A 22,130-nucleotide genomic window follows, 5' to 3' on the forward strand; every position below is an offset into this window, starting at 1 on the left:
ATCGTCCTTGGGAGTGGGATGAACAAGACGATCAGGCGGGCGTCCGTCTTCACGCTGCTGCTGGTGTTCGCTCTGCTGGTCAGGGCGACCTGGGTGCAGTTCTACGACGGCAAGGCACTCGCGGACGACAAGGACAACCGACGGAACACGATCGCGCTGTACAGCGAGCCGCTCGGCAACATCGTCGTGGGCGGAAAGTCGATCACCGGCTCGGCCCGCACGAAGAGCGGTGACCTCGCGTACAAGCGCACGTACACGGACGGCTCGCTGTACGCCGCCGTGACCGGCTACAGCTCGCAGGCGTTCGGCGCCACCCAGCTGGAGGGCATCTACCGGGACCTGCTCGACGGCACCGACACCCGGCTCAAGGGCGTGCTGGACACGGTCACCAACAAGCGGTCCGATCCGGGCAACGTGATCACGACGATCGACCCGGCCGTGCAGAAGGCCGCTTCCGACGCACTCGGCGACAAGAAGGGCGCCGCCGTCGCGATCGACCCGGCCACCGGGAAGATCCTGGCGGTCGTCTCGACCCCGTCGTACGACCCCTCGCGGATCACCACCGGGGACTCGGACGCCTGGAAGCAGCTGACCAAGGACGCCGACAAGCCGATGACGAACCGCGCGCTGCGCCAGCCGCTGCCGCCGGGCTCGACGTTCAAGCTGGTCGTGGCGGCCGCCGCGCTGGAGGACGGGCTGTACTCGTCGGTGGACGAGAAGACGGACAGCCCGGACCCGTATCCGCTGGCGGGCTCCAGCAGCAAGCTGACGAACGAGAACCCGTCCGCCCCCTGCGAGGACGCCTCGATCCGGGTCGCCCTGCAGTACTCCTGCAACAACGTCTTCGGCAGCCTGGCCGTCGACCTCGGCCAGGACAAGGTGCGGGCGATGGCCGAGAAGTTCGGCTTCAACGACGCGACCCAGGACGTGCCGGTGCGGGCGTACGAGAGCGTCTACCCCAAGGACATGGACAAGGCGCAGACCGCGCTGTCCGGCATCGGCCAGTTCGACGTCACCGCGACGCCGCTGCAGATGGCCATGGTGTCCGCCGCCATCGCCAACGACGGCAAGCTGGTCTCGCCGCACATGGTGTCGCAGATCACCGACAGCAGCGGCAACACGCTGGAGAACTACGACGACTCGGCCGACACGACGGAGATCGTCAGCTCCTCGACCGCCGAGCAGCTCCAGTCGGCGATGCAGACGGTCGTCGAGGACGGCACCGGCACCAACGCGCAGATCTCGGGCGCGACGGTCGGCGGCAAGACGGGCACCGCCCAGCACGGCGAGAACAACAGCAAGACGCCGTACGCCTGGTTCACGTCCTACGGCAAGGCCGACGGCAAGGAGGTCGCCGTCGCGGTCCTGGTCGAGCAGTCGGACGCGGCCCGCTCGGAGGTCAGCGGCAACGGGCTGGCCGCGCCGGTGGCGAAGGCCGTGATGGAGGCGGCGCTGAAGAAGTGAGGTGGGCTGCGCGCCCCTTTCGGGGCGCGCCCTCACCGGCGCTACTTCACCCCGAGGATCTGCTCGATCGGGTCGATCGCGAAGTACACCAGGAACAGCGCCGAGGTCCCCCACATCAGCCAGTGGACGTCCTTGGCCTTCCCCAGCACCGTCTTGATGAGCACGTAGGCGACGAAGCCGGCGCCGATGCCATTGGTTATCGAGTACGTGAACGGCATGACGGCGATGGTCAGGAACGCCGGGATGGCGATCTCGTACTTGTCCCAGTCGATGTGCTTGACCTGCGTCATCATCAGAAAGCCCACGGCGACCAGGGCGGGGGCGGCGGCCTGGAGGGGCACGATGGTGAGCAGCGGGGTGAGGAACAGGGCGAGGGCGAACAGGCCGCCGGTGATCAGGTTGGAGAAGCCCGTGCGGGCGCCCTCGCCGACGCCTGCCGCCGACTCGATGTAGGACGTGGCCGAGGAGGCCGACGCCGCGCCACCCGCCGCCGCGGCGGCACCGTCGATCAGCAGCACCCGGCCCAGGCCCGGTACCTTGCCCTCCTCGTCGAGGAGACCGGCCTCCGCGCTGACGCCGACGACCGTGCCCATGGTGTCGAAGAAGTCGGACAGCACCAGGGTGAAGATCAGCAGGACGACGGTGAGGGCGGTGGTCTCGCCGAACGCCCCGAACAGGCTGAAGTCGCCGAGGAGTCCGAAGTCCGGGGTGTCGACCAGCTTGTCGGGCCACGCGGGCGTGGTCAGACCCCAGGCCTTGATGTCGGCGATCGAGTTGATGATCATCGCGACGACGGTCATCGTGACGATGCTGATCAGGATCGCGCCCTTCACCTTGCGGGCGAGCAGCGCGATCGTCAGCAGGATGCCGAGGCAGAACACCAGGATCGGCCACCCGGTGAGCTGACCGGTGCCGCCCAACTGGACCGGCACGGTGGTGTTGGCGGCGTCCGGGATCCGGCTGACGAACCCGGCGTCGACGAAGCCGATGAACGCGATGAACAGGCCGATGCCCACGCTGATCGCCTGCTTGAGCGGCTGGGGGATGGCGTGCATGACGGCCTCGCGCAGCCCGGTCACCACCAGCACACAGATCAGCAGGCCCTCGAGGACGATCAGGCCCATCGCGTCGTCCCACGCCATGAGCGGGGCGATCTGGAACGCGACGACGGCGTTCAGGCCGAGCCCGGCGGCGAGCGCGAGCGGCAGGTTGCCGGCGATGCCCATGATGATCGTCATGACGGCGGCCACCAGGGCGGTGGCGGTGGTGAGTTGGACCGCGTCGAGCTGGTGGCCGAACTTGTCCTTCGCGCTGCCGAGGATGATGGGATTCAGGACAAGGATGTAGGCCATCGTGAAGAACGTGGCGAAGCCGCCCCGTATCTCACGGGCGAAGGTGGACCCCCGTTCGGAGATCCTGAAGTACCGGTCGACGCTGTTCGCGCCTGGCGGTGGGGCACTTGACCGGTCGGCCACCTTCTGCGGTTCGGACATGGCGGTAACTCCTTGTTGCCTGACGGATCGGTGTGCGGATGCTGGCTGGATTGTTCCCGCGTTGAACGGGTTTCAGGTTTTCTCCGTGTTACGGAATCAGCGCTGCTCACGTGCGAGGATCCATACGTCGTTCGACACCCCGCACAAGAACGGCGTTCGAGCGCTGCTACGCTTCCGGATCCCGACCGGATGATCGCGAAACGATCGCCGGACGATCACACGCCGTCCACACGCCACTCGCAGGCAGGAGGGGTCGCCCGTGGGCACGGTCGTCGACGACGCCGCCTCCGTGGAGTTCCACGCCTTCTTCGAGCACCACTACGCCGAACTGTCGCGCCTGGCACATCTGTTGACGGGTGAGGCGGACGCCGCGGACGACCTCGCGGCGGACGCGCTGCTCGCGCTGTGGCACCGCTGGGACCGGGTGCGCGCTGCCGACCATCCGGTGGCGTACGCCCGTGGGGTCGTGGCCAACCTGGCCCGCACCAGGATCCGCAGCGCGGTCCGGGAGCGCCGGCGGGTGGCGCTGTTCTGGTCGCAGCGGGAGGAGAGGGCGGAGAACCCGGACGTCGCGGGTGTCGTCGACGTCCAGGAGGCGTTGCGCCGGCTCCCGTTCCGCAAACGCGCCTGTGTGGTGCTGCGGCACGCGTTCGACCTGTCCGAGAAGGACACGGCGCTCGCCCTGGGCATCTCCGTCGGTACGGTGAAGAGCCAGACCTCGAAGGGGATGGCGGAACTCCAGCGGCTGCTCGGGACGCGGGGCGCACCGCTCGAGATGCGTGCGGCGGCGATGGCCCGTGCCGGGGACGCCGGAGGAAGGGACCGATGATGCGGCGGGACGTGCACGACGAACTGCGTGCCCGGCTGCACGGGGCGGCCGAGGCCCACGAGCCCGACCGCGAGCGGATCCTGGCCCGGATCGAGCGCGGCATGGCCGAGCAGACCCGCCCCGACCGCCCGGCGACCCGTCCGCCGGCGTACGGCTGGTTCCGGGTGGCGACCGCCACGGCCGGGGTCGCGGGGGTTCTCGCGGTCGGCGGCTACGCCGTCGCGTCCGCGGTGAAGGAGGACCGCCCGCGGCAGACGGTGGCCACGTCACCGACGCCCGCCCCGTCCCCGGACGCCACGAGCCGCGCCCCGGTCCCGCCCGCCCCTTCGGCGGACCCGGCCACGCGGAAGCCGCCCACGTCCCACGAGACGGCCGGGGCACCGACCGGGCAGCCCACCGCCACACCCGGGACGCCCGCCGCCGAGGGCGAGCGGGACGGCCCGCTGTGGTCGGACGGCTCGGTGGACCCGCACAGCAACGACTTCTGGGCGCAGAGCAATCTGACCCTGCGCACCGGCGAGGAACTCACCGCGCTCACCGTCCGGTTGAAGGTCGCGCAGACCGGCGGGGTCACCTCGACCGGCGCCTGGCGCTCGCTGCCGGAGGACGACTTCACGCTGACGGTCGAGGAGAAGGACGGCTTCCTCGTCCACACCTGGGTGCTCAAGGAGGGCCGTACGGTCCGCGCCGGCGAGTGGGTGTTCGCGGGGCAGTACGACCATGAGCGCGGCGGCCGGGACGCGAAGGACGACCGCTACACCATGACGGCCACGGCGGGCGGCGAGCAGCTGTCCGTGGCGGGTGGATTCGCGGGGCACGACGACAACGGCTCGACAGCGGACGGGGATTCGTGAAGAAGGTGCGCCGGACCGGCAACCCTTCCCGCGCGCGTGGCGACCAGGAGACGCAAGGATCCCCTCCACGCAAGGAAAACCCGTTCATGACTGCACAGACCGAACAGCGCGTCCGGCACCGCCGCAAGGTCACCGGGCGGCGGGCCGTGATCGCCGGCGTCTCCGCGCTGGGCATCACCGGCGCGGCCGTCTTCGCCACCGGCTCGCTCCTGTCGACCGCCGGCGCGGCCACGTCCGCCTGGCCGACCGAGAACGGCAGCAAGCCGGTGTCGAGGACGATCCCCGTGTCGGGCACCTACGACGGCGGGCTGGCGAGGTTCTACGGCACCGGAGACCTCGGCGGCAGCGGCCAGGACGAGGGCCAGGACCCGATCTTCGAGCTGGCCGACGGCGCGGTCCTCAAGAACGTCATCATCGGCAGCCCGGCCGCCGACGGCGTCCACTGCAAGGGCTCCTGCACGCTGCAGAACGTGTGGTGGCTGGACGTGGGCGAGGACGCGGCCACCTTCAAGGGCAAGTCGTCGTCGGCCGTGTACACGGTCCACGGCGGTGGCGCGAGGAACGCCGACGACAAGGTCCTCCAGTTCAACGGCGCCGGCAAGCTGGTCGTGACCAGGTTCCAGGTCGAGAACTTCGGCAAGCTGGTGCGCAGTTGCGGCAACTGCTCCACGCAGTACAAGCGCACGATCATCATCAACGACGTGGACGTCACCGCGCCGGGCAAGTCGATCGTCGGCATCAACTCCAACTACGGCGACACGGCGGCGCTGCGCAAGATCCGTGTCCACGGCGACAGCGCCGAGAAGATCAAGACCTGCACCCGCTTCGAGGGCAACAGCACCGGCAAGGAACCCAAGGAACTCGGCACCGGCGCGGACGGAACCTCCTGCAGGTTCTCGTCATCTGACATCACGTACGAGTGAGCACGCCGCCCCCCATACCTGCTGACCTGAGCCCCCCTTCGGTCAGCAGTGGAACGCCCCCGCAGGTGACGACCTGCGGGGGCGTTCGCGCTCGGCACAGCCCGCCGTCCCGGATGCGAAAAGCGGGGTTCGCGTTCCCTCCGCTTGATGCGAAGAAGCTCACGATCGAAAAGTTGATCACCTTGCGGTCAGGGGGTGTTAACGTTCCGAACGCCCGATGATCAAGGTTTGGTGTCGGGAAAACGGGAGGAAAACAAGTGAATCGAAAGCTGGCTGTCAGTGTGCTCGCGACCGGGCTCTTTCTGACAGGCATGGGGACAGCGTTCGCTACGGCAAGCGGTGGCACGACCGGTGCCGCCGAGGCCCGCGCCGCGTGGAAGGGCATCCCCACGCTGAACAGCGGGGGCGTCCAGTTCAAGGACGCCAAGTACAAGTTCGAGCCTTCGCACGTCAACAAGGGGGCCTTCCACTGGAAGGGCAACCTCCGGGACGCCGACCACGGTGACGGGCACAACGTCTACATGCAGGTCCGCGTCGAGGGCTACGGCTGGGGCCGGTTCAACGGCAAGCAGAAGAAGACCGTCTGGCTGGACAAGCTGAGCTACGACGGTGCCGCGCTGCACACCGATGACGCCTCGATCCGGGCCTGCCGTGACCGGGGCTCTCTCCACCCGGACAACTGCTCGGTGACCAAGAGCTACCACCGCTAGGAGGGACCGACGGGTGACCGTCGGTCATGCCACAACCCTTGGGCCCCGGTCGACCGCCGGGGCCCTCTCCGGCCTCGGGGGACACGATCAGTACCACTACGTCAGACACGTCACACATCCTTATGGCGAGCGGTGTCGAGCTCTCCTACGGCTCCACCCCGGCCGTGCGCGACGCCCATCTCGCGCTCGCCCGGGGCGAGGTCGCGGCGATCATGGGGGCCAGCGGTTCCGGGAAGTCGTCGCTGCTCTACTGCCTGGCAGGGGTACTGCCTCCGTCGCGCGGCCGGATCAGTTTCGAGGGGCAGACGTTCGCCGAGCTGGACGACGAGGAGATCAGCGCACTGCGCCGGGAGCGGTTCGGGTTCGTCTTCCAGTACGGCGAGTTGCTCCCCGAGCTGACCATCGAGGAGAACACCGCTCTGCCCCTGCGCCTCGCCGGTCAGCGCAAGCGCCCCGCCCTTGAGGCCGCCGCGCAGGTACTCGACCGGCTGGGGATCGGTGAGTTGCGCGAGCGGCGTCCTTCCCAGGTGTCCGGCGGACAGAGCCAGCGCGTCGCCGTCGCCCGGGCCCTGGTGCACAGGCCGGCCGTGGTCTTCGCCGACGAACCGACCGGCGCGCTGGACAGCGCCAACGCCGATGCCGTCCTCAAGGAGTTCCTGGACCTGGCCCGTTCGCAGGGCACGGCCGTGCTGCTGGTGACCCACGATGCGACGGTGGCGGCCCGCGCCGACAGCCGCTACACCATGGCCGACGGGGTGCTCACCCCCATGGGAGTCGCCGGATGAGGGAGTTCCTGCTCGGCCTGCGGCTGCTGTTCGGTTCCGGCCGGGGGAACCGCGCACGCTTTCTGCTGATGACCCTGGGTGGGTCGCTCGGCGTCTGCTGTCTCGCCCTCGTCCTGACGATCCCGGCGATCCTCGACGCCCACGACGGGCGGGCGGCCGACCGTGACCCACAGGTCTACGCCGGCCGGCCCACCGGTCAGCGGAGCCTGGTGCAGGAGTTCCGGGATCCGCACGGCTCCAGGCCGTTCGGCCGTGTCTTCATCGCCCTGGGCACCCAGGACACGCCCGCCCCGCCGCCCGGCCTGAGCGGGCTGCCCGGCCCGGGCGAGGTGTACGTCTCCCCCGCTCTGCACGACCAACTCCGACGCGAGCCCGGCCTCAGGGGCCTGCTGCCCGGCACCGAGAAGGGTCTGATCGGCGCGGCAGGGCTGACCGACCCCGACGAGCTCTACGCCTACGTCGGCACCACTCCCGCCCAACTCGGCTCCAGCGCACGGGCGTTGAAGAGCTTCGGCAGTGAGTACCCGCCCACGTGGGCCGTCGACCCCTCCACCTTGGAGATCCTCCGCTTCACCCTGGCCACCCTGGTGCTGCTGCCGCTCGGCGTCTTCCTGTCGGTGTGCGCCAAGCTCTCCGCTGCCAGCCGCAACCGAAGGCTCGCGGCGCTGCGTCTGCTCGGCCTCAGCGCCAAGGGCACCCAGCGGGTCAACGCCGCCGAGACCGTTGTGGCGGCCCTGCTCGGTGCGGCTCTCGGTCTCGCGGAGTTCTGGCTGCTCAACCAGATCGTCGCCAGGACCGGCCTGCCCGGCCTGAAGTGGTACGCCGGCGACGGCGCGGTGTCCGGGCAGACATGGGCTGTTTGCCTGCTCGGGTGCCCGCTACTGGCCTGGTTCGTCGGCCGGGCGAGTGCCCGCGCCGCAGCCCGGAACCCGCTCGCCACCCGCCGTGCGGCCGCCCCCAGGGCACCTCGCGTCTGGGGTGCCCTGCTGCTCGTCGCCGGCCTGGGCATCATCATCGGCTTCAGCGCCACCGGTCTGACCGACCACCCCGCGCACAGCGACGGCATCAACGCCCTGCTGGTGCCGGCCGGGGTGCTGCTGACCGGCCTCGGCCTGGTCCTGACGCTGCCGTTGCTGTCGTACCTGCTGGCCAAGCGGCTCGCGCGTTCCGGCAACCTCGCGCTGAACCTGGCCATGCGCCGCAACGAGGTCGAACCGGGCAGCGCGATGCGCGTGGTCACCGGCCTGGTTCTGCTGGTGTTCTCGGCGTCCCTCGCCCAGGGCGTCCTGGTAGAGCTGAGCCAGGTCTCGCGCAACACCTCACCCACCCAGGAGTACGGCCTTCAGCTGTCCCAGCTGAGCCGGGACCAGCAGCAGCGGCTGCGCGGGATTCCCGGTGTGGACGTGTCCGCCGTCGTCATGGACTTCGACAACGACCTCCAGAGCGACGCCGACGACGACCAGGCCGCCGCGCTGATCGCCACCTGCGCCGAGCTCACCGCGCTCGCCCGCCGGGTCGAGGGCTGTGTGGACGGGAAGGTGATGCGCCTGTCGGACCCGAACACCGGGGACGAGCCCTTCAGAACCTCCACGTACACCCTGGAGAAGGACGGCAGGCGCACCACCCTGCACGTCCCGGTGCCGAAGGATGTCGTGCTGTACTCGGGCCAGGGAGTCACGAATCTGACGAGCGCCTACCTCCTCGTCCCTCCCGGCAAGCTGCCGCCCGGCGCCGTCCCGGTGTCCGCCACACTGGTCCTCGCCTCCTCCTCCGACCCGGCGACGGTGCGCGCGGTCCTGGACCGGATCGGCGCGATCGCCCCGACCGCGGATGTGGATCCGACCGGCATCAATGTCGAGGCCCTGCAACAGCTCACGGTGATCAAGACGCTCCTGCTGCTGGGCATGGTGATGGGCTTGGTCATCGGCGTCGCCGCGTTCCTGGTGTCGGTCACCGACCGGGCCGTGGAACGCCGGTCCCAGGTCACCGCCCTCGCTCTCATCGGAGCCCGGGCCGGCACCCTGCGCGCCGTGCAGTGTCTCCAGGTCGTCCTGCCGCTCGCGATCGGCCTGCTGCTGGCCCTGGTCTCGGGCAAGCTGGCCGAGACCGCCTATCTGGTCACCGGCGGCGGTGAGATCTTCTGGGACGGCGCGGGCGTACCCGTCCTTCTGGCCTCCGCCCTAGGGGTCGTCGCCGTGGCGATCGCGGGCACCCTCCCCCTGGTGGGCCGCCGTATCGACCCCGAACTGATCCGCCGGGACTGACGGGACGTACCGCACCGACACCTTCAGCGGGCCGGAGGACACATGAATCCTCCGGCCCGCTTCGCGTGTCCGTTCACAGGACGGCGTCGAGCCAGGTGAAGACCTCGTCCTGCATGGGCGCGGTGAACACATGGCCGACGTTGGGCCAGGTCGTCAGCCGCAGCCGCTCCTCGGCGTGGCGGGAACGCCAGACGGCGCGCAGCCTGGCGTGGGCCGCGCGGACCCCGTCGGCGGGGAACAGCGGGTCGAGCGCGCCGTGGAGGAAGAGCATCGGCCTGGGCGCGGCGATGCTCGCCACGTCGGGGAGGTCGAGGAACCGGGGCAGCCCGGGGTGCAGCATGTAGTACGCCGACTGCCCGCGCAGGGTGTTGCTGCCGGGCACCAGCGTTTCCTTCAGCCCTGTCATCCAGCAGACGCTCGCCGCGGCCGCCACGTGATCGCTGAGCGCGGCCGTCTGCCAGGCCCGGAAGGCGCCCATGGAGAAGCCGACGGCCGCGATCCGCCCGGCGTCCACGCGATCGAGCCCCGCCAGGAAGCCGGCGGCCCGGGCGTCCTCGCGGGCCATCAGACCGGCGAGCGAGGAGCCGAGGTGGTAGAAGGTGGCGGCCAGCGCCTGCTGCTGGTCGTAGGTGAGCGGACCGCGGTCGCCCCAGCCGAGCGCGTCCAGGCACAGCACGACATGGCCGCGCCGGGCCAGTTCGTCGCCGACGAAACGGCCGTCGAAGTACGTGTCCGCCCAGCCCTGCGCGGACGCCGCCCGCGCGTCGTCGGACCAGGGCCTGACCAGTTTCTCCTTGCCGATGTCGAACCGGGCGCCGTGGTCGTGCAGCAGCAGGACGGCCGGGAAGGGGCCCCGCCCGTGCGGAGTGAGCAGGGCGCCGCGGACGCGTTCGTGACGGGTGAGGGCGAGGGACACCGACTCCCTCGTGTATCCGTCGGCGTCCGCCCGCTCACCGAACTCCGGGGCGTACGGCGTCCGCTCGTCCCGGTCGACGAGCAGCAGTTCCTCGACCTTGGCGCGGGCGGCCCGCCGCCAGGCGTGGAAGTCACGGATCGGGGACCGCCCCCAGGCCAGTGGAAACGTCAGCTCGTCCTTCAGCGCGGCGTGAAAACCGGGCAACGGCCCTTCCACGACCCCCGTCCTCTCCACCACCCCTGCCCCTCCGCACCCTTGGCCCCTCCGCGCCACCCGCCCTCTCCACGACCGGTGGCCCTCCCTCCACGCCACCTGCCCCTCCGCCCCACCTGTTTCCGCACCGGACCCCTTCGCCGCACCGGTCGCTCTCCCAGCGGCGAGGCGCAGGTCAATCGCCCCGCTTCCACGGCCTCCAGTCGCCCAGGTACGCCGTACGGGTTGCCGACGCGGCCTGTTCGGCGGTCAGTTGGGGCCGGTTGCCGGGGACGGTGACGACCGCGCCGGGTCCGGTGTTGCGGTACTCGGCGAACCGCTGGTCCTGCCACGGGAAGCTGTCCGACATATTGGTGTAGGGCGCGACCGCGTCGATGCCGGGGCCGAGGTGGGTGTCGCGGACGGTGAGCGACGGGTGCGCGGTGGGGTCGGAGCTGGGCACCCAGGGGCGGGCCAGCTTGTAGAAGGCGTCCGGGGCCTCGCTGGTGACACGGCCGCGGGTCACCAGGTAGCCGCGCGGGTTTGTACCGGCCGTCGAGGGGGCGAAGACGAAGCCGTACGGGGCCGAGGCCAGGTCGGTCCGGGTCAGGGTCCGGAAGTGGCAGTGCTCGTAGACGGCGGTGGCACGCCCGAAGACGAAGTCGACGTCGCCCTCCACATGGCAGTGCGCGAAGTACTGGCGGGCGAAGACGCCGAGGGCCATCGTGTCGGCGTACAGGGTGTCCTGGTGGCCGAGGAACCGGCAGTGGTGGAACGCGGACCGGTCGCCCTGCACCTTGAGGGCGACGGCCTGCGTGCCGCTGACGCCCGGGTGGTCGGCGCGCAGCCAGTCGTTGGCGAACGTGACGCGGTGTGCGGTGAATCCGTCGGCCTGGACGAGGGTGGTGGCGGAGCCGGTGGTGCCGTAGGTGCCGCCGCCTGGCTTGGGGGTGCCGGCGGCGTTGTCGTACACGATGACGACGGCGCGCGGGTCGTCGCCGGCCCCGATCCAGGTCATGTCGGTGCGGGTGGTGTTGACGGCGACCGTCTCCCGGTAGGTCCCCGGCGCGATGACCAGCGTCCAGCCGCCCCCGTCCACGGCGGTCACCGCGGCCTGGACGGAGGTGAAGTCGCCGCGGCCGGCGGGATGGACGTACAGGGTCTTCGGGGTGAGGCGGGCGGTGGGTGAGCCGTGGCGGCCGAAGGGCCGGGGCCCGGATCCGGTCGTGGCCCACGCCGGTTCCGACGCGAGGGCTGCTGCCGCGGCGGTGGCCGCCGTGAGGAATCCCCTTCTGGACAGGGGCGGTCGAACGCGGTGGTGCGAGGGCATGCGGGTGCTCCTTCGCGGGACGGATCCGCTGGGTTGCCGGGGAGGGGCGGGCGGTGTCCGCCGTGCGCCCCTCCCCCGGTCGGGTGGGTCAGCGCAGGCGGCCGGCGCCCGCGCGGTGGTCGACGATCCCGGGTACGGCCCTGGGGTGGTCCACCTTCGTGCGCAGGGTCGGCGTCCACCCGGCGCCGGACTGGAGGGTCTCGCCGGGGATCTCGGCGTTGTGGACGGCGATGAGGTCCGTCAGCCTGCCGTTGACGTAGTTGTTCTCGGCGGTCAGCGGTGCCTCGTTCCACTTCTTCAGCGCCTTGCCGACGCTCACGCCGGGGGCCAGCGACAGGGCGTTGTGCGTGGCGTACAGCCGCGAGGACGCGCCGATGCCGAAGACGTACCCGTAGTTCTGGCCCTCGGTGACGACGAAGTGGTTGTTGTACGAGTCGACCTGCCCGAACCGCACGCGCGGTGCCCGCTCGACGATGCCCTCGAAGCGGTTGTGGTGCAGGGTGACCCTGAGCCTGCCGGAGTCGGTGGCGCCGGCGCTGTCGCTGTTGCCGATCAGCATGGTCTTGTCGTGGTCCTGGAAGGAGTTCCAGGACACGGTCACGTGGTCGGCGCCGCGCACGACGTCGAGGAGTCCGTCGTGCTGCTGGTAGACCTTGCCGAAGTACGACGGCAGGGCGCTGTCGGGGTAGCGGCCGTCGGTGAGGGTGTTGTGGTCGATCCACACATGGGTGGAGCCGTACACCACCACCGAGTCGTACTCGGAGTTCCAGGCGCCGGTCTTGTCGTCGTCCGTCGGGTCCCACTGCGGGAAGCAGTCGAGGGGCGCCTCGACGGTGAGGTTGCGCAGGATGACGTTGTCGACGCCCTTGATCTGGAGGCTGCCGCCGAGGATGCCGGAGCCCCTGCCGACCCCGACGATGGTGGTGTTGGCGGGCACGTTCGCCTTGATGGCCTGGTCCTGGGCGGCGGCGGACGCGGCCCGCAGGTCCTCCTGCGCACCGCTGACGGGGGTGTCGTGCCCCCACACGGCCGGGTCGTAGTCGGCGAGGTACCGCTGGAAGTCGTACCCCTCGGCGGCGAAGGCGTCGCACCCCTCCGACACGGCGTCGATCATGCCCTTGACCTTGATGATCTTCGGCGCGCTGCCGCCGTCGTCGAGTGCCTGCCGGAACTCCGCCCAGGTGGTGACGGTGTACACGTGCGCGGCGTCGGCGGCCGAACCGCCGGTCGTGCCGGGCCCCTCCGAGGCCCAGCCGTCCCCCGCGGGGAGGACCTCGCGCCCGAGGTCCCGGCCGCCGGCCCGCGCCGCTCCGGTCCCGGTCAGGCCGAGCACCAGCGCGGTGCACCCGACCAGGACGGCGACTCTCCTTGTGGCATGCCCATGCCATAGCTGTGCGTTCATCGTGCGGCTCTCTTTCACTGTCGGGGATTACGCGGTGGCCTGCGGCCAGGTGATCCAGGACTCCGGGATCCCGTCGTCCAGCCGGCGCACGTCCCGCGCGGCCAGCACACGGGTGCGCACCAGCTCGCGCGCGACGAGCCGTGCCACGGCGATCGCACCCGGCGGATTGAAGTGCGTGTTGTCCTGCTCGGTGGCGGTCCAGTTGAAGTACGTCTTCGTCCCCTCGACCCCGAGTTCCTGCCACAACGCGAGTGACAGCGCCTGGATGTCGAGCAGCGCGACGCGCTCCTCGCGGGCGAGCGCCCGCATCGCCGCCGGATAGTCGCCGTGGGTCGGCACGGCGTTGCCGCCCGCGTCGAACCGGCGCCGCTCGACGGGGGTCGCCAGCACCGGCCGCGCGCCCCGCGCCCGGGCGCCGTCGACGTACAGCCGCAGATGGTCCTGGTACGTGGACCAGGGCTCGGTGTACCGCGTCGGGTCGGTGTCCTTCTCGTCGTTGTGCGCGAACTGGATCAGCAGGAGATCGCCGGGACGAATGGCCTGAAGAACGACGTCGAGCCGCCCTTCGTCCACGAAGCTCTTCGAACTGCGCCCGTTCACGGCGTGATTGGAGACGGCCGGCCGCTTGTGCAGAAAGAAGGGGAGCGCCATGCCCCAGCCGGTCTCGGGGGCGGCGTCGGCGTACTTCTGGGCGGCGGTGGAGTCACCGGCGATGAAGAGGGTGCGGTGGCGCTGAGTTGCTTCGGCGGTACCCATGCCCGAGAGGGCGAGAGGAAGGGCGGCGAGGCCCGCGAGAGTGATCTGTCTTCGGGTAAGCGACACAGCGGTGCCTTTCAGCAAGGTCGAGTTGTCCCACCCAGGGGCGCGGGGGTGTATCGATGTACGGCTCCGCCGCGCGGGCGCGACCAGCCACCGAGAACCCGCAGCCGGCCGCGCACAGAAGCAACCGAGCTCTCAGCCGTTCCTTTGCTTCCACTCGGTCTGAGCCTCGTTCAGCTGACCGGCCATGCTGTCCAGGAACTCCTTCGCCTTCATGTCCCCGTTCAGCACCTTCTGGAAGTTCGGCTCGTTGTCGGCCTTGGAGATCGTGTTCCAGTCAGGCAGGTAGTACGGCAGCTGCACGATCGTCGTGGACCCGTCCGTCAACGCGGCCGCGGCCAGCTTCGTGGGCTCGGCCTTCGAGATCCACGCGTCCTTGGCCGCGTCGTTGTTCGCCGGCACCTGGCCCGCCGACTCGTTGAACTTCGAGCTCTCCGCGTGCGAGGAGGCGAACTCGATGAACTTCCAGGCGGCGTCCTTGTTCTTGGAGTTCTTGAACAGCCCGATCCCGTCGACGGGGTTGGACACCTGGACCCGCTTGCCGTCGGCGAGCGTGGGCTGCGGAATACCGCGGAACTTCTCCGTTCCGAGGGCCTTCACATGGTCCTGGTACGACCCCAGGTTGTGGTTCAGCATTCCGATCGTGCCGGAATCCCACTGGGCGACCATCTTGGTGAAGTCGTTGTTGAGGTCGGCGGCCGGAGTGACCTTCTTGTACAGCGCGGCGTACTTCTCCAGCGCGGCCACGTTCTTCGGGTCGTTGACGGTCGTCTTCTCCCCGGAGGCGTCCCAGAAGGACGTGATCCCGGACTGCCCGTACATGGCGTCCAAAGCCTGCGCGATCGAACCGGCACCACCGCGGATGGTGTAACCGAACTCGTTCTTGCCGGAGTCGGTCAGCTTCTCGGCCGCCTCGTAGAACTTCTCCCATGTGGTCGGCGCGTCCAGACCGGCCTTGTCGAACAGATCGGTGCGGTAGTACAGCACACCGTTGTTCGCGGAGGTCGGAATCGAGTACAGCTTGCCGTCGCCGCCGCCGGCGGCCGTCAGCGAGGTGACCATGTCCTCGTTGAGCCTGCCGTTCAGGGACGACTTGGCGAGCCGGTCGTCCAGCGGCTCCAGCGCGTTCTGCGCGGCGAACCCGGCGAGCATCGCCGCGCCGACACCGCCGACGTCCGGCAGTCCGCCGCCCTGGATGGCCGTGTCGACCTTGGACTGGTAGTCGGTCGACGGGATCCCGACGTACTCGACCTTGATGTCCGGGTTCGCCTTCTCGAAGTCGGCGATGATCTCCTTCCAGATGTCGGTGCGGACACCGCCGTTGTTGTCCCAGAAGACGATCTTTCCCGTGCCGCTGCCCTCGGCGCCCTTGTCGCCGCCGGCGCTGCTGCCGTCGTCGCCGCAGGCGGTGGCGGTCAGGGCGAGGACGGACCCGAGGGCGACGGCCGTCGCGGCTCGCCTGCTTCTGCTGATGCTGATCTTCATTGGTCGGCTCTCTTCTTCTGGATCCAGCGGAGACATGCAGGGGTGGGGGGAGTCAGTGGCGTGATGTGATCGCGGGCCCGTGCGCAGGCACGCCGATGGCCTTCTGCGGCCCGGCGAACCGGGTCACCAGGGCCGGCACGGCGGCGGCGGGGTCCAGCCGGTAGGCGTAGAAGTCCCGGGGTTCGAAGGCGGCGCCCCACTCGTCGCGCCGGCCCGTCGCGTTCTTCAGGATCGACCCGCGCTCCATCAACTCCGCCGTGGCGTCGGCCTGGTAGGGGTGCTGGACGTCGCGGTAGTAGCTGTTCTCGATGACCATCTTCGTCCGGCCCCGCGACCAGTTGCCGTACGTCCACACCGGGTCGCCGGGGTCCGCCTGCGCGGTCAGGTAGTTGTTGTAGAGGTGCGCGTAGGCGGCGTTGTCGATCGAGGGGTTGCGCTGCTTGGTGTTCGCGAAGAGGTTGTGGTCGATCGTGATCTGCGTCCTGACGTTCGCCGTCCAGCCCAGCCCGAAGGTCTTGTTGTTGTTCTCGAACCGGTTGTAGGAGACGGTCACGTACTCGCTGTCCTTGCGGACGTCGAGCTGGCCGTCGCAGATGTTCGAGAACCTGTTGTGGTCGACCCACACGTGGTGGACGGTGTCCATCTGGATGCCGTCGAAGTCGGTGTCCTTGCAGTCCCAGTCGCCCTCGACGGCCGAGTCGCGGATCGTCATGTTGCGGATGACCACGTCGTGCGTGCCGGGTGCGAGATGGAACTCGCCCTGGACCAGTTCCCCGCTCGTGCCGACCCCGACGATCGTCTTGTCCGAGGCGACGGTGATGTCCGCGCCGAAGGGCTGGGCGGTGATGGTGCCCAGGACCCGGATGACGTACGGCTCGGGCGCCGCCGCGTACGCCGCCAGCGCGGCCTGGTCGGTGACGGTGACGACCTTGCCGCCCGCCCCGCCGGTCGTGCCGCCGGCGAGGGAGGCGAACCCGTGCGCCCGGTCGGACCAGCCGCCGACGCCGTGCGCAGGGGCGTCGGCCCTCGCCTCGCCGAGCGTGCCCGGCCCCAGGGCCGCGACCAGCGCCACGACGGCGGCGGCCGAGGCCCTGCCGGCGACTCCCGGCAAGCGCTTGCTACGGAGGTGCGTCATTGCGGCTCCCAACAGGCTCGACAGACCTACGAGTGCGGTGGCTTACAGGGCGCTGATCCTGAACCGGGTGAACGTCGCCGCGCCCGCGTGCCCCTGGCCGGCGGGAGCGAGCGCGAACAGGCCCAGCAGGGCACCGACCCACCGCCAGGGCGTGGCGGCGAACACCGGCCCCGAGGCACGCGGGCCGTCCCCGACGTCGTGGAAGAACCGGCAGCGCGCCCCGGCCGCGATCTCGATCCGCAGCCGCACCCGCCCCTCGGGCGCGAGCCGGGCGTGATCGGCGTCCCTTTCCCGCTCCGCGACGGCCTCGGCGAACCGGTGCACGACATGCACCGCTCCGTCCGTGCCCCGCTGCAGCCCGATCCAGCCGAACGCGTCCCCGAGCACCGCGAGGCCCGCGCGCGCTCCCGGCTCACGGCTGTCCAGCCGCAGCTCCACCTCCACCGCGCAGGGTGAGCCAGGCAGCCGCTGGGTGAGAACGCTCGGCAGTCTGCGCAGGTCGTGGGCGTCGGCCGAGCGCACACAGGCCAGCTTCAGACCGTCGCCGGAGTGCTGGGTGGCCCAGCCGTCCTGCGGATTGGCCGTCCAGGACCACTGCCGTCCGAACCGTCCGCCGGGGAAGTCGTCGTCGGTGGCGGGTGCGGCGGGCGGCTGTGGCGGCAGGCCGGGCCTGCGGTGCTCGGCGACGGGCGCGCCCTCGTCGCCGAGCACCGGCCAGCCGTCGGCGCCCCAGCGCATCGGCTGGAGGTGGACGACCCTGCCGTACGCGCCGCGCTGCTGGAAGTGCAGGAACCAGTCCTCGCCGGACGGGGTGCGCACCCAGCCGCCCTGGTGGGGCCCGTTGACGTCGGTGTCCCGCTGTTCGAGGACGATCCTCTCCTCGTACGGCCCGAAGAAGCCGCGCGAGCGGAAGGCGCCCTGCCAGCCGGTCTCCACTCCCCCGGCGGGCGCGAGGATCCAGAACCAGCCGTCGTGCCGGTGGAGCTTGGGTCCTTCGAGGGTGAACCAGCCGGGGATCCGGTCGCCGTCGACGACGGTCTTGCCCTCGTCGAGGAGGTCGGTGCCGTCGGGGCGCATCCGGTGGCCGGTGAGCCGGTTCTTCACCCCGGACCGGGACTTGGCCCACGCGTGCACGAGGTACGCCTCGCCGGTCTCGTCGTCCCACAGGGGGCAGGGGTCGATCAGGCCCTTGCCGGCCTTCACCAGGTGCGGGCGGGTCCAGGGGCCGCGGATCTCGGGGGCGTTGACCTGGAAGACGCCCTGGTCGGGGTCGCCCCAGAAGATCCAGAAGCGGTCGTCGTGGTGGCGCAGGGAAGGGGCCCAGACTCCGCAGTCGTGGCGGGGCCCGGTGAACTCCCCGGCCGGTTCGAGGCGTTCCAGGGCGTGCCCGACCAGGGTCCAGTGGACCAGGTCGCGGGAGTGCAGCAGGGGCAGGCCCGGGGCGCGGCCGAAGCTGGAGGCGGTGAGGTAGAAGTCGTCGCCGACGCGGACGACGTCCGGGTCGGACCAGTCGGCGTTCAGGACGGGGTTGGTGTACGTCTCGGCGGTCACGGGCTCACCGCCTTGCGGACCAGGGACGCCGCTTCCAGCCTGCTGACACGGCCGTCGGCGACGACGGTGACGATCCGGCGCACGACGGTCTCGCCGGGCGGGACCGGCAGGCGCTCGTCGACGGCGAGCGAGGAGCCGACGCCGGGGTACTCCTCGGCGCGCACGAACCACGGGTCGCGGCGGGTCCGTTCGGTGGCACCGGCGAAGATCAGCGTCCAGGTGGAGCCCGTCAGGGCCACCCAGGGCGCCACCGTCCCGTGGATCTCGCCCTCGCCCGCGCGGTCGACGGTGAACACCTCCGGCGCCGACGCCTCCTTGCGGGCCCGCCAGAAGAACCCTCCGTACGCCGCGCCGGGCCGGCCGTTGGTGGCGGGGCTGCCGAGGGACAGCGGGCCGGGGGTGACGTTGGTCAGGGAGAAGGTGAAGTCCAGCGCCCAGGCGAAGGAGGTGAGTTCGGTGGCGGCGACCGTACGGCGTTCGCGCAGCAGCTCCGCCCCGGCCGCCACCCAGCGCAGTTCCTCGACGAAGCCGTCGGGGTCGCGCAGCTGGAAGGCGACGTGCCGCTGGGCGCCGTGGTTGTCGAGCTCGGTCGGCCCCCGGTCGCGGACGAAGGTGCGCCCGCCCCAGAAGTTGGACCCCTCGACGTCGGGAACGGCCACACCGACGCCGAGGTGGTGGATGTGGTCGGCGGGGCCGAGCTCGGTGACCGCCGTGCCGGCCAGGGTGGTGACGGGGTGCAGATACGGGCGCGGGGCGAGCCGGGCGGGGAGTTCGGGCCGGGTGACGTACCGGCCGACGGGTCGGCCCGCGACGCGCAGTACCGCCGTGTCGTGGGGTGTCATCAGGTGCTCACCTCTTTCGTGCGTGCCGGACGGGCCCAGGGGGCGCCCAGCTCGGAGTAGAGGGCGAGGGTGTCGGCGGCGGCCGCGACCAGGCCGTCGATGCCGGGCACGACACGGCGCTGCTCGCCGGGGAGCAGCTGCCAGGCACCGTCGGGCAGCGGGGCCGGGTCGGGTGCCCGTCGAATCGCCTCCACGACCTTCATGAAGGCGCCGGTCACCTCGGGTGCGACCAGCAGGTCGGTGCCGTCGACGAGGTGCTCGACGAGGTTCTGCAGCAGGTCGGTGCGGCCGTACTCGGACTCCTCGGGGCCACGCCCGGCGCGCTGGAGCAGGACGCGGTCCTGCTTGTACCAGAAGGTGATCCGGCCGCGGCTGCCATGGACGACGACGTACGGCTCGTCGGGGTCCTCGGCGCACAGCGTCGCGGCGACCACGACCGGCCGGCCCCGCGCGGTGCTGACGCGGACGCAGGAGGTGTCGTCGGACTCGATGTCGTTGGCGCGCAGCAGTTCGGTCTCGATGGCGGTGACGTCCCCGGCGCGCACGGTGCCGTTCAGGGCGAGCGCGGTGGCGACGGCGTGCGCGAGCGGGTTGGTGAGTGCCCCGTCGACGACGTCGACGCCGTTGAGCCTGCGCCGGCCCGCCCAGGGCGCGCGCCGGTAGTACGCCTCGGGCCGCGCCCAGGCGCCCGCCCCGCCGATGCCGGTGATGTCGCCGATCGCGCCCTCGGCCATCAGCGTGCGGATCGCGGGCAGGGCGTGCGAGCCCATGGACTGGAAGCCGATCTGACAGGCGACCCCTGCCGCCGCGACGCCGTCCGCCATGCGCCGGTACTCGGCGTACGACGGGGCGGGCGGCTTCTCCAGCAGCAGGTGCACGCCCCTGCGGGCCGCCGTCAGCGCCAGGTCGGTGTGGGTCGGGATCGGCGTGCAGATCACCGCGACCCGGGCACCGGTGGCATCGAGGAGGGCGCCGAAGTCGGCGGACTGCGCCGGCGAGCCCAGGCCCTCGGGCAGCTCGTCCCGGCTCAGCGGAGTCAGCTCGCAGATCCCCGCCAGTCGCACGATGCCCTTGTCCTGGAGCCGGCGGACGTTGTCCAGATGCCACCGGCCGTGGCCGCGCGCGCCCGCGAGCACGAGGGGTACGGCCGTGCTCATGGGATCCTCCCGCGGCCGATGTCACCGAGCGGGGCGTCCGCGGCAGCTCCCCCGAGGGGCACGGGGAACCGCGTAACCGGCCACCACGGTGCCGCGGACGTACCGGGAGTCGTTGCCTGACGGAGTGTCATCCCTTCACCGCCCCCGCACTGAACCCGGTGATCAGCCACTTCTGGATGAACGCGAACACGATCACCACCGGCACGGCCGCGATGATGCCGCCGGCCGCGAGCGCGCCCAGGTCCACACTGTCCGCACCCATCAGGGTGTTGAGGCCGACCGGGATGGTCTGCTTCTCCTGGTTGTTGAGGAACATCAGGGCGAACAGGAAGTGGTTCCAGGAGTGCACGAAGGCGAAGGAGCCGACGGCGATCAGACCGGGCCGCAGCAGGGGCAGGACGACGATCCTGAAGGCCCTCATCCGGTTGCAGCCGTCGACCCAGGCCGCCTCCTCCAGGGAGTACGGCACGTTCTTGATGAAGTTGCTGATCAGGATCATCGACAGCGGCAGCTGGAACACCGTCTCGGCGATGATGACGCTGCCCAGGGAGTTGATCATCCGGAGCTCGGCGAAGATCTCGAACAGCGGTACCAGGAGCAGCGCGCCCGGCACGAACTGGGAGCAGAGCAGGGCGAGCATGAACGCCCGCTTGATCTTGAAGTTGAAGCGCGCGAGGGCGTAGCCGCCGGCCAGGGCGACGAGGGTCGTCATCAGCAGGGTGACGACGCCGACCAGCACGCTGTTCTGGAAGTAGGTGCCGAAGGCCCGTTCCGTCCAGACCTTCTCGAAGTGGTCGAAGGTCATCGGCCAGGGCACGAGCGAGGTCGAGCCGGACGGGCGCAGCGAGAACAGCAGGATCCAGTAGAAGGGGATGAGGGTGAAGACGAGGTAGACCGACAGCGGGAGGTAGATCTGCCAGCGCGGGACCTCGTCCCAGGAGCGGTTCCGCTTCGCCGGACGCGGCGGTTCGGGGGCGGTGCGCACGGGCGCCGGCGCGGCCTTGGTGGCTTCCTTCACGCTCACTTGTCCTCACCTCCGAACTTGCTCAGCCGCAGATAGACGATCGAGCAGAAGAGCAGAATCACGAACGCGACCGTGGTCAGGGCGGACGCGTAGCCGAAGTTGTGGGCGTCGACGCTGGTGTTGGCGATGTAGAGCGGCAGGGTCGTGGTCACTCCCGCGGGGCCGCCGCCGGTCAGCGTGTAGAGCAGGTCGACGTTGTTGAACTCCCACACCGCGCGCAGCAGCGTGGACAGGACGATCGCGTCCTTCAGATGGGGCAGCGTGATGTACCAGAACTGCTTGATCCGGCCGGCCCCGTCGACCTCGGCGGCCTCGTAGAGGTCCTTGGAGACGGACTGGAGGTCGGCGAGGATGAGGATCGCGAAGAACGGCACACCGCGCCACAGGTCGGCGACGATCGCCGCCGGGAAGACGGTCGAGGTGTCCGACAGCCAGCTGGTGCCGTAGGAGCCGATGCCGGCGTCGGCGAGGTAACGGGTGATGCCCGTCTGGGAGTTGTAGAGCAGCACCCAGATCGCCGAGGTCAGCACGCCGGAGACGGCCCACGGGGAGAACACGAGCGCGCGGCCCAGCGCACGGCCCGCGAAGGTCTGGTTGACGATCAGCGCGAGCGCGAGCCCGAACAGCAGCTGGAGTCCGACCTCGACGACCACCCACTTGGCGCTGAAGACCAGGGTGTCCCAGAACAGCGGGTCGTCGGTGAAGGCGTGGACGAAGTTGTCCAGGCCCGCGAAGCCGTTCCGCCACGGCTTGGTGGGGTTGTACTCCTGAAGGCTGTAGTAGAAGACGCTGATGACCGGGTAGGCGATGAAACCCAGCATGAGCAGGACCGCCGGGGCGATCAGCAGATAAGGAAGCCTGCGCGGCGTGGCGGAGGCACGGCGTCGCCGGGGTGGCGCGGGCGGTTTCGCCACGGCTGCGGCTTGGGCCATGACTGGTCTCCGTTCTGGTACGT

Annotated in this window: 19 protein-coding genes; 7 read left to right on the forward strand and 12 right to left on the reverse strand. The window is 70.4% G+C overall.

Translation table 11 applies throughout. The features are described from left to right. The first annotated feature begins 18 nt into the window (after nucleotides 1-18). Nucleotides 19-1,464: a peptidoglycan D,D-transpeptidase FtsI family protein gene (locus tag ACGFW6_RS33740; protein WP_393518580.1), complete on the forward strand. Its 1,446-nt coding sequence runs from the start codon at nucleotides 19-21 to the stop codon at nucleotides 1,462-1,464. A gap of 41 nt (nucleotides 1,465-1,505) precedes the next feature. Here ACGFW6_RS33740 and ACGFW6_RS33745 read toward each other — a convergent pair whose 3' ends face one another. Then, nucleotides 1,506-2,957, reverse strand: a complete 1,452-nt coding sequence (locus ACGFW6_RS33745) for an NCS2 family permease (RefSeq protein ID WP_393518583.1) — start codon at nucleotides 2,955-2,957, stop codon at nucleotides 1,506-1,508. A 259-nt stretch (nucleotides 2,958-3,216) separates the two neighbouring features. Between ACGFW6_RS33745 and ACGFW6_RS33750 the strand changes: the two genes are divergently transcribed. The 6 genes from ACGFW6_RS33750 to ACGFW6_RS33775 all read left to right on the forward strand — a co-directional run bounded on the left by ACGFW6_RS33750 (nucleotide 3,217) and on the right by ACGFW6_RS33775 (nucleotide 9,322). After that, nucleotides 3,217-3,786 carry a SigE family RNA polymerase sigma factor gene (locus ACGFW6_RS33750; RefSeq protein ID WP_393518586.1) on the forward strand — a complete coding sequence of 190 codons (570 nt, stop codon included), beginning with the start codon at nucleotides 3,217-3,219 and terminating at the stop codon, nucleotides 3,784-3,786. Further along, entirely contained in the window at nucleotides 3,783-4,640 is an 858-nt protein-coding gene (locus ACGFW6_RS33755; protein ID WP_393518589.1) for a hypothetical protein, read from the forward strand. Before ACGFW6_RS33750 ends, ACGFW6_RS33755 begins: the two co-directional genes overlap by 4 nt. Before the next feature lie 86 nt (nucleotides 4,641-4,726). After that, on the forward strand, nucleotides 4,727-5,563 hold the full coding sequence (locus tag ACGFW6_RS33760) for a pectate lyase (RefSeq protein WP_393518592.1): 837 nt from the start codon (nucleotides 4,727-4,729) through the stop codon (nucleotides 5,561-5,563). Nucleotides 5,564-5,874: 311 nt separating this feature from the next. Then, on the forward strand, nucleotides 5,875-6,273 hold the full coding sequence (locus tag ACGFW6_RS33765; protein ID WP_393518595.1) for a hypothetical protein: 399 nt from the start codon (nucleotides 5,875-5,877) through the stop codon (nucleotides 6,271-6,273). A 122-nt stretch (nucleotides 6,274-6,395) separates the two neighbouring features. Then, nucleotides 6,396-7,058 carry an ABC transporter ATP-binding protein gene (locus tag ACGFW6_RS33770; protein ID WP_393518597.1) on the forward strand — a complete coding sequence of 221 codons (663 nt, stop codon included), beginning with the start codon at nucleotides 6,396-6,398 and terminating at the stop codon, nucleotides 7,056-7,058. Then, nucleotides 7,055-9,322 (forward strand): ABC transporter permease, encoded by a 2,268-nt coding sequence (locus ACGFW6_RS33775; RefSeq protein ID WP_393518600.1) that lies wholly within the window; start codon nucleotides 7,055-7,057, stop codon nucleotides 9,320-9,322. The genes ACGFW6_RS33770 and ACGFW6_RS33775 overlap by 4 nt, the downstream gene beginning before the upstream one ends. A 73-nt stretch (nucleotides 9,323-9,395) precedes the next feature. Here ACGFW6_RS33775 and ACGFW6_RS33780 read toward each other — a convergent pair whose 3' ends face one another. From ACGFW6_RS33780 to ACGFW6_RS33830, 11 genes are all read right to left on the reverse strand, one after another. Then, nucleotides 9,396-10,511 (reverse strand): dienelactone hydrolase family protein, encoded by a 1,116-nt coding sequence (locus ACGFW6_RS33780; protein WP_393518603.1) that lies wholly within the window; start codon nucleotides 10,509-10,511, stop codon nucleotides 9,396-9,398. Nucleotides 10,512-10,626: 115 nt separating this feature from the next. Further along, entirely contained in the window at nucleotides 10,627-11,760 is a 1,134-nt protein-coding gene (locus ACGFW6_RS33785) for a pectinesterase family protein (protein WP_393518606.1), read from the reverse strand. An 88-nt stretch (nucleotides 11,761-11,848) separates the two neighbouring features. After that, a complete protein-coding gene (locus ACGFW6_RS33790) occupies nucleotides 11,849-13,162 on the reverse strand; it encodes a polysaccharide lyase family 1 protein (protein WP_393518609.1) in 1,314 nt (437 codons plus the stop codon). Between the two features lie 27 nt (nucleotides 13,163-13,189). Then, nucleotides 13,190-13,984 carry a rhamnogalacturonan acetylesterase gene (locus ACGFW6_RS33795; RefSeq protein WP_393518612.1) on the reverse strand — a complete coding sequence of 265 codons (795 nt, stop codon included), beginning with the start codon at nucleotides 13,982-13,984 and terminating at the stop codon, nucleotides 13,190-13,192. Between the two features lie 132 nt (nucleotides 13,985-14,116). Next, nucleotides 14,117-15,466 (reverse strand): ABC transporter substrate-binding protein, encoded by a 1,350-nt coding sequence (locus tag ACGFW6_RS33800; RefSeq protein WP_393518615.1) that lies wholly within the window; start codon nucleotides 15,464-15,466, stop codon nucleotides 14,117-14,119. A 52-nt stretch (nucleotides 15,467-15,518) separates the two neighbouring features. Continuing rightward, nucleotides 15,519-16,601 (reverse strand): polysaccharide lyase family 1 protein, encoded by a 1,083-nt coding sequence (locus ACGFW6_RS33805; protein WP_393518618.1) that lies wholly within the window; start codon nucleotides 16,599-16,601, stop codon nucleotides 15,519-15,521. Between the two features lie 42 nt (nucleotides 16,602-16,643). Beyond that, on the reverse strand, nucleotides 16,644-18,152 hold the full coding sequence (locus ACGFW6_RS33810) for a family 43 glycosylhydrolase (RefSeq protein ID WP_393518621.1): 1,509 nt from the start codon (nucleotides 18,150-18,152) through the stop codon (nucleotides 16,644-16,646). Continuing rightward, on the reverse strand, nucleotides 18,149-18,994 hold the full coding sequence (locus tag ACGFW6_RS33815) for a PmoA family protein (protein ID WP_393518624.1): 846 nt from the start codon (nucleotides 18,992-18,994) through the stop codon (nucleotides 18,149-18,151). Before ACGFW6_RS33815 ends, ACGFW6_RS33810 begins: the two co-directional genes overlap by 4 nt. Then, nucleotides 18,994-20,151: a Gfo/Idh/MocA family protein gene (locus tag ACGFW6_RS33820; RefSeq protein ID WP_393518627.1), complete on the reverse strand. Its 1,158-nt coding sequence runs from the start codon at nucleotides 20,149-20,151 to the stop codon at nucleotides 18,994-18,996. The genes ACGFW6_RS33815 and ACGFW6_RS33820 overlap by 1 nt, the downstream gene beginning before the upstream one ends. A 127-nt stretch (nucleotides 20,152-20,278) precedes the next feature. After that, nucleotides 20,279-21,175 carry a carbohydrate ABC transporter permease gene (locus ACGFW6_RS33825; protein WP_393518630.1) on the reverse strand — a complete coding sequence of 299 codons (897 nt, stop codon included), beginning with the start codon at nucleotides 21,173-21,175 and terminating at the stop codon, nucleotides 20,279-20,281. Continuing rightward, entirely contained in the window at nucleotides 21,172-22,107 is a 936-nt protein-coding gene (locus ACGFW6_RS33830; RefSeq protein WP_393518633.1) for a carbohydrate ABC transporter permease, read from the reverse strand. Before ACGFW6_RS33830 ends, ACGFW6_RS33825 begins: the two co-directional genes overlap by 4 nt. Between the last annotated feature and the right edge of the window lie 23 nt (nucleotides 22,108-22,130).

Origin of the sequence: Streptomyces sp. Y7, from assembly GCF_043195415.1 — a bacterium.
In the GTDB taxonomy this organism is placed as follows: domain Bacteria; phylum Actinomycetota; class Actinomycetes; order Streptomycetales; family Streptomycetaceae; genus Streptomyces.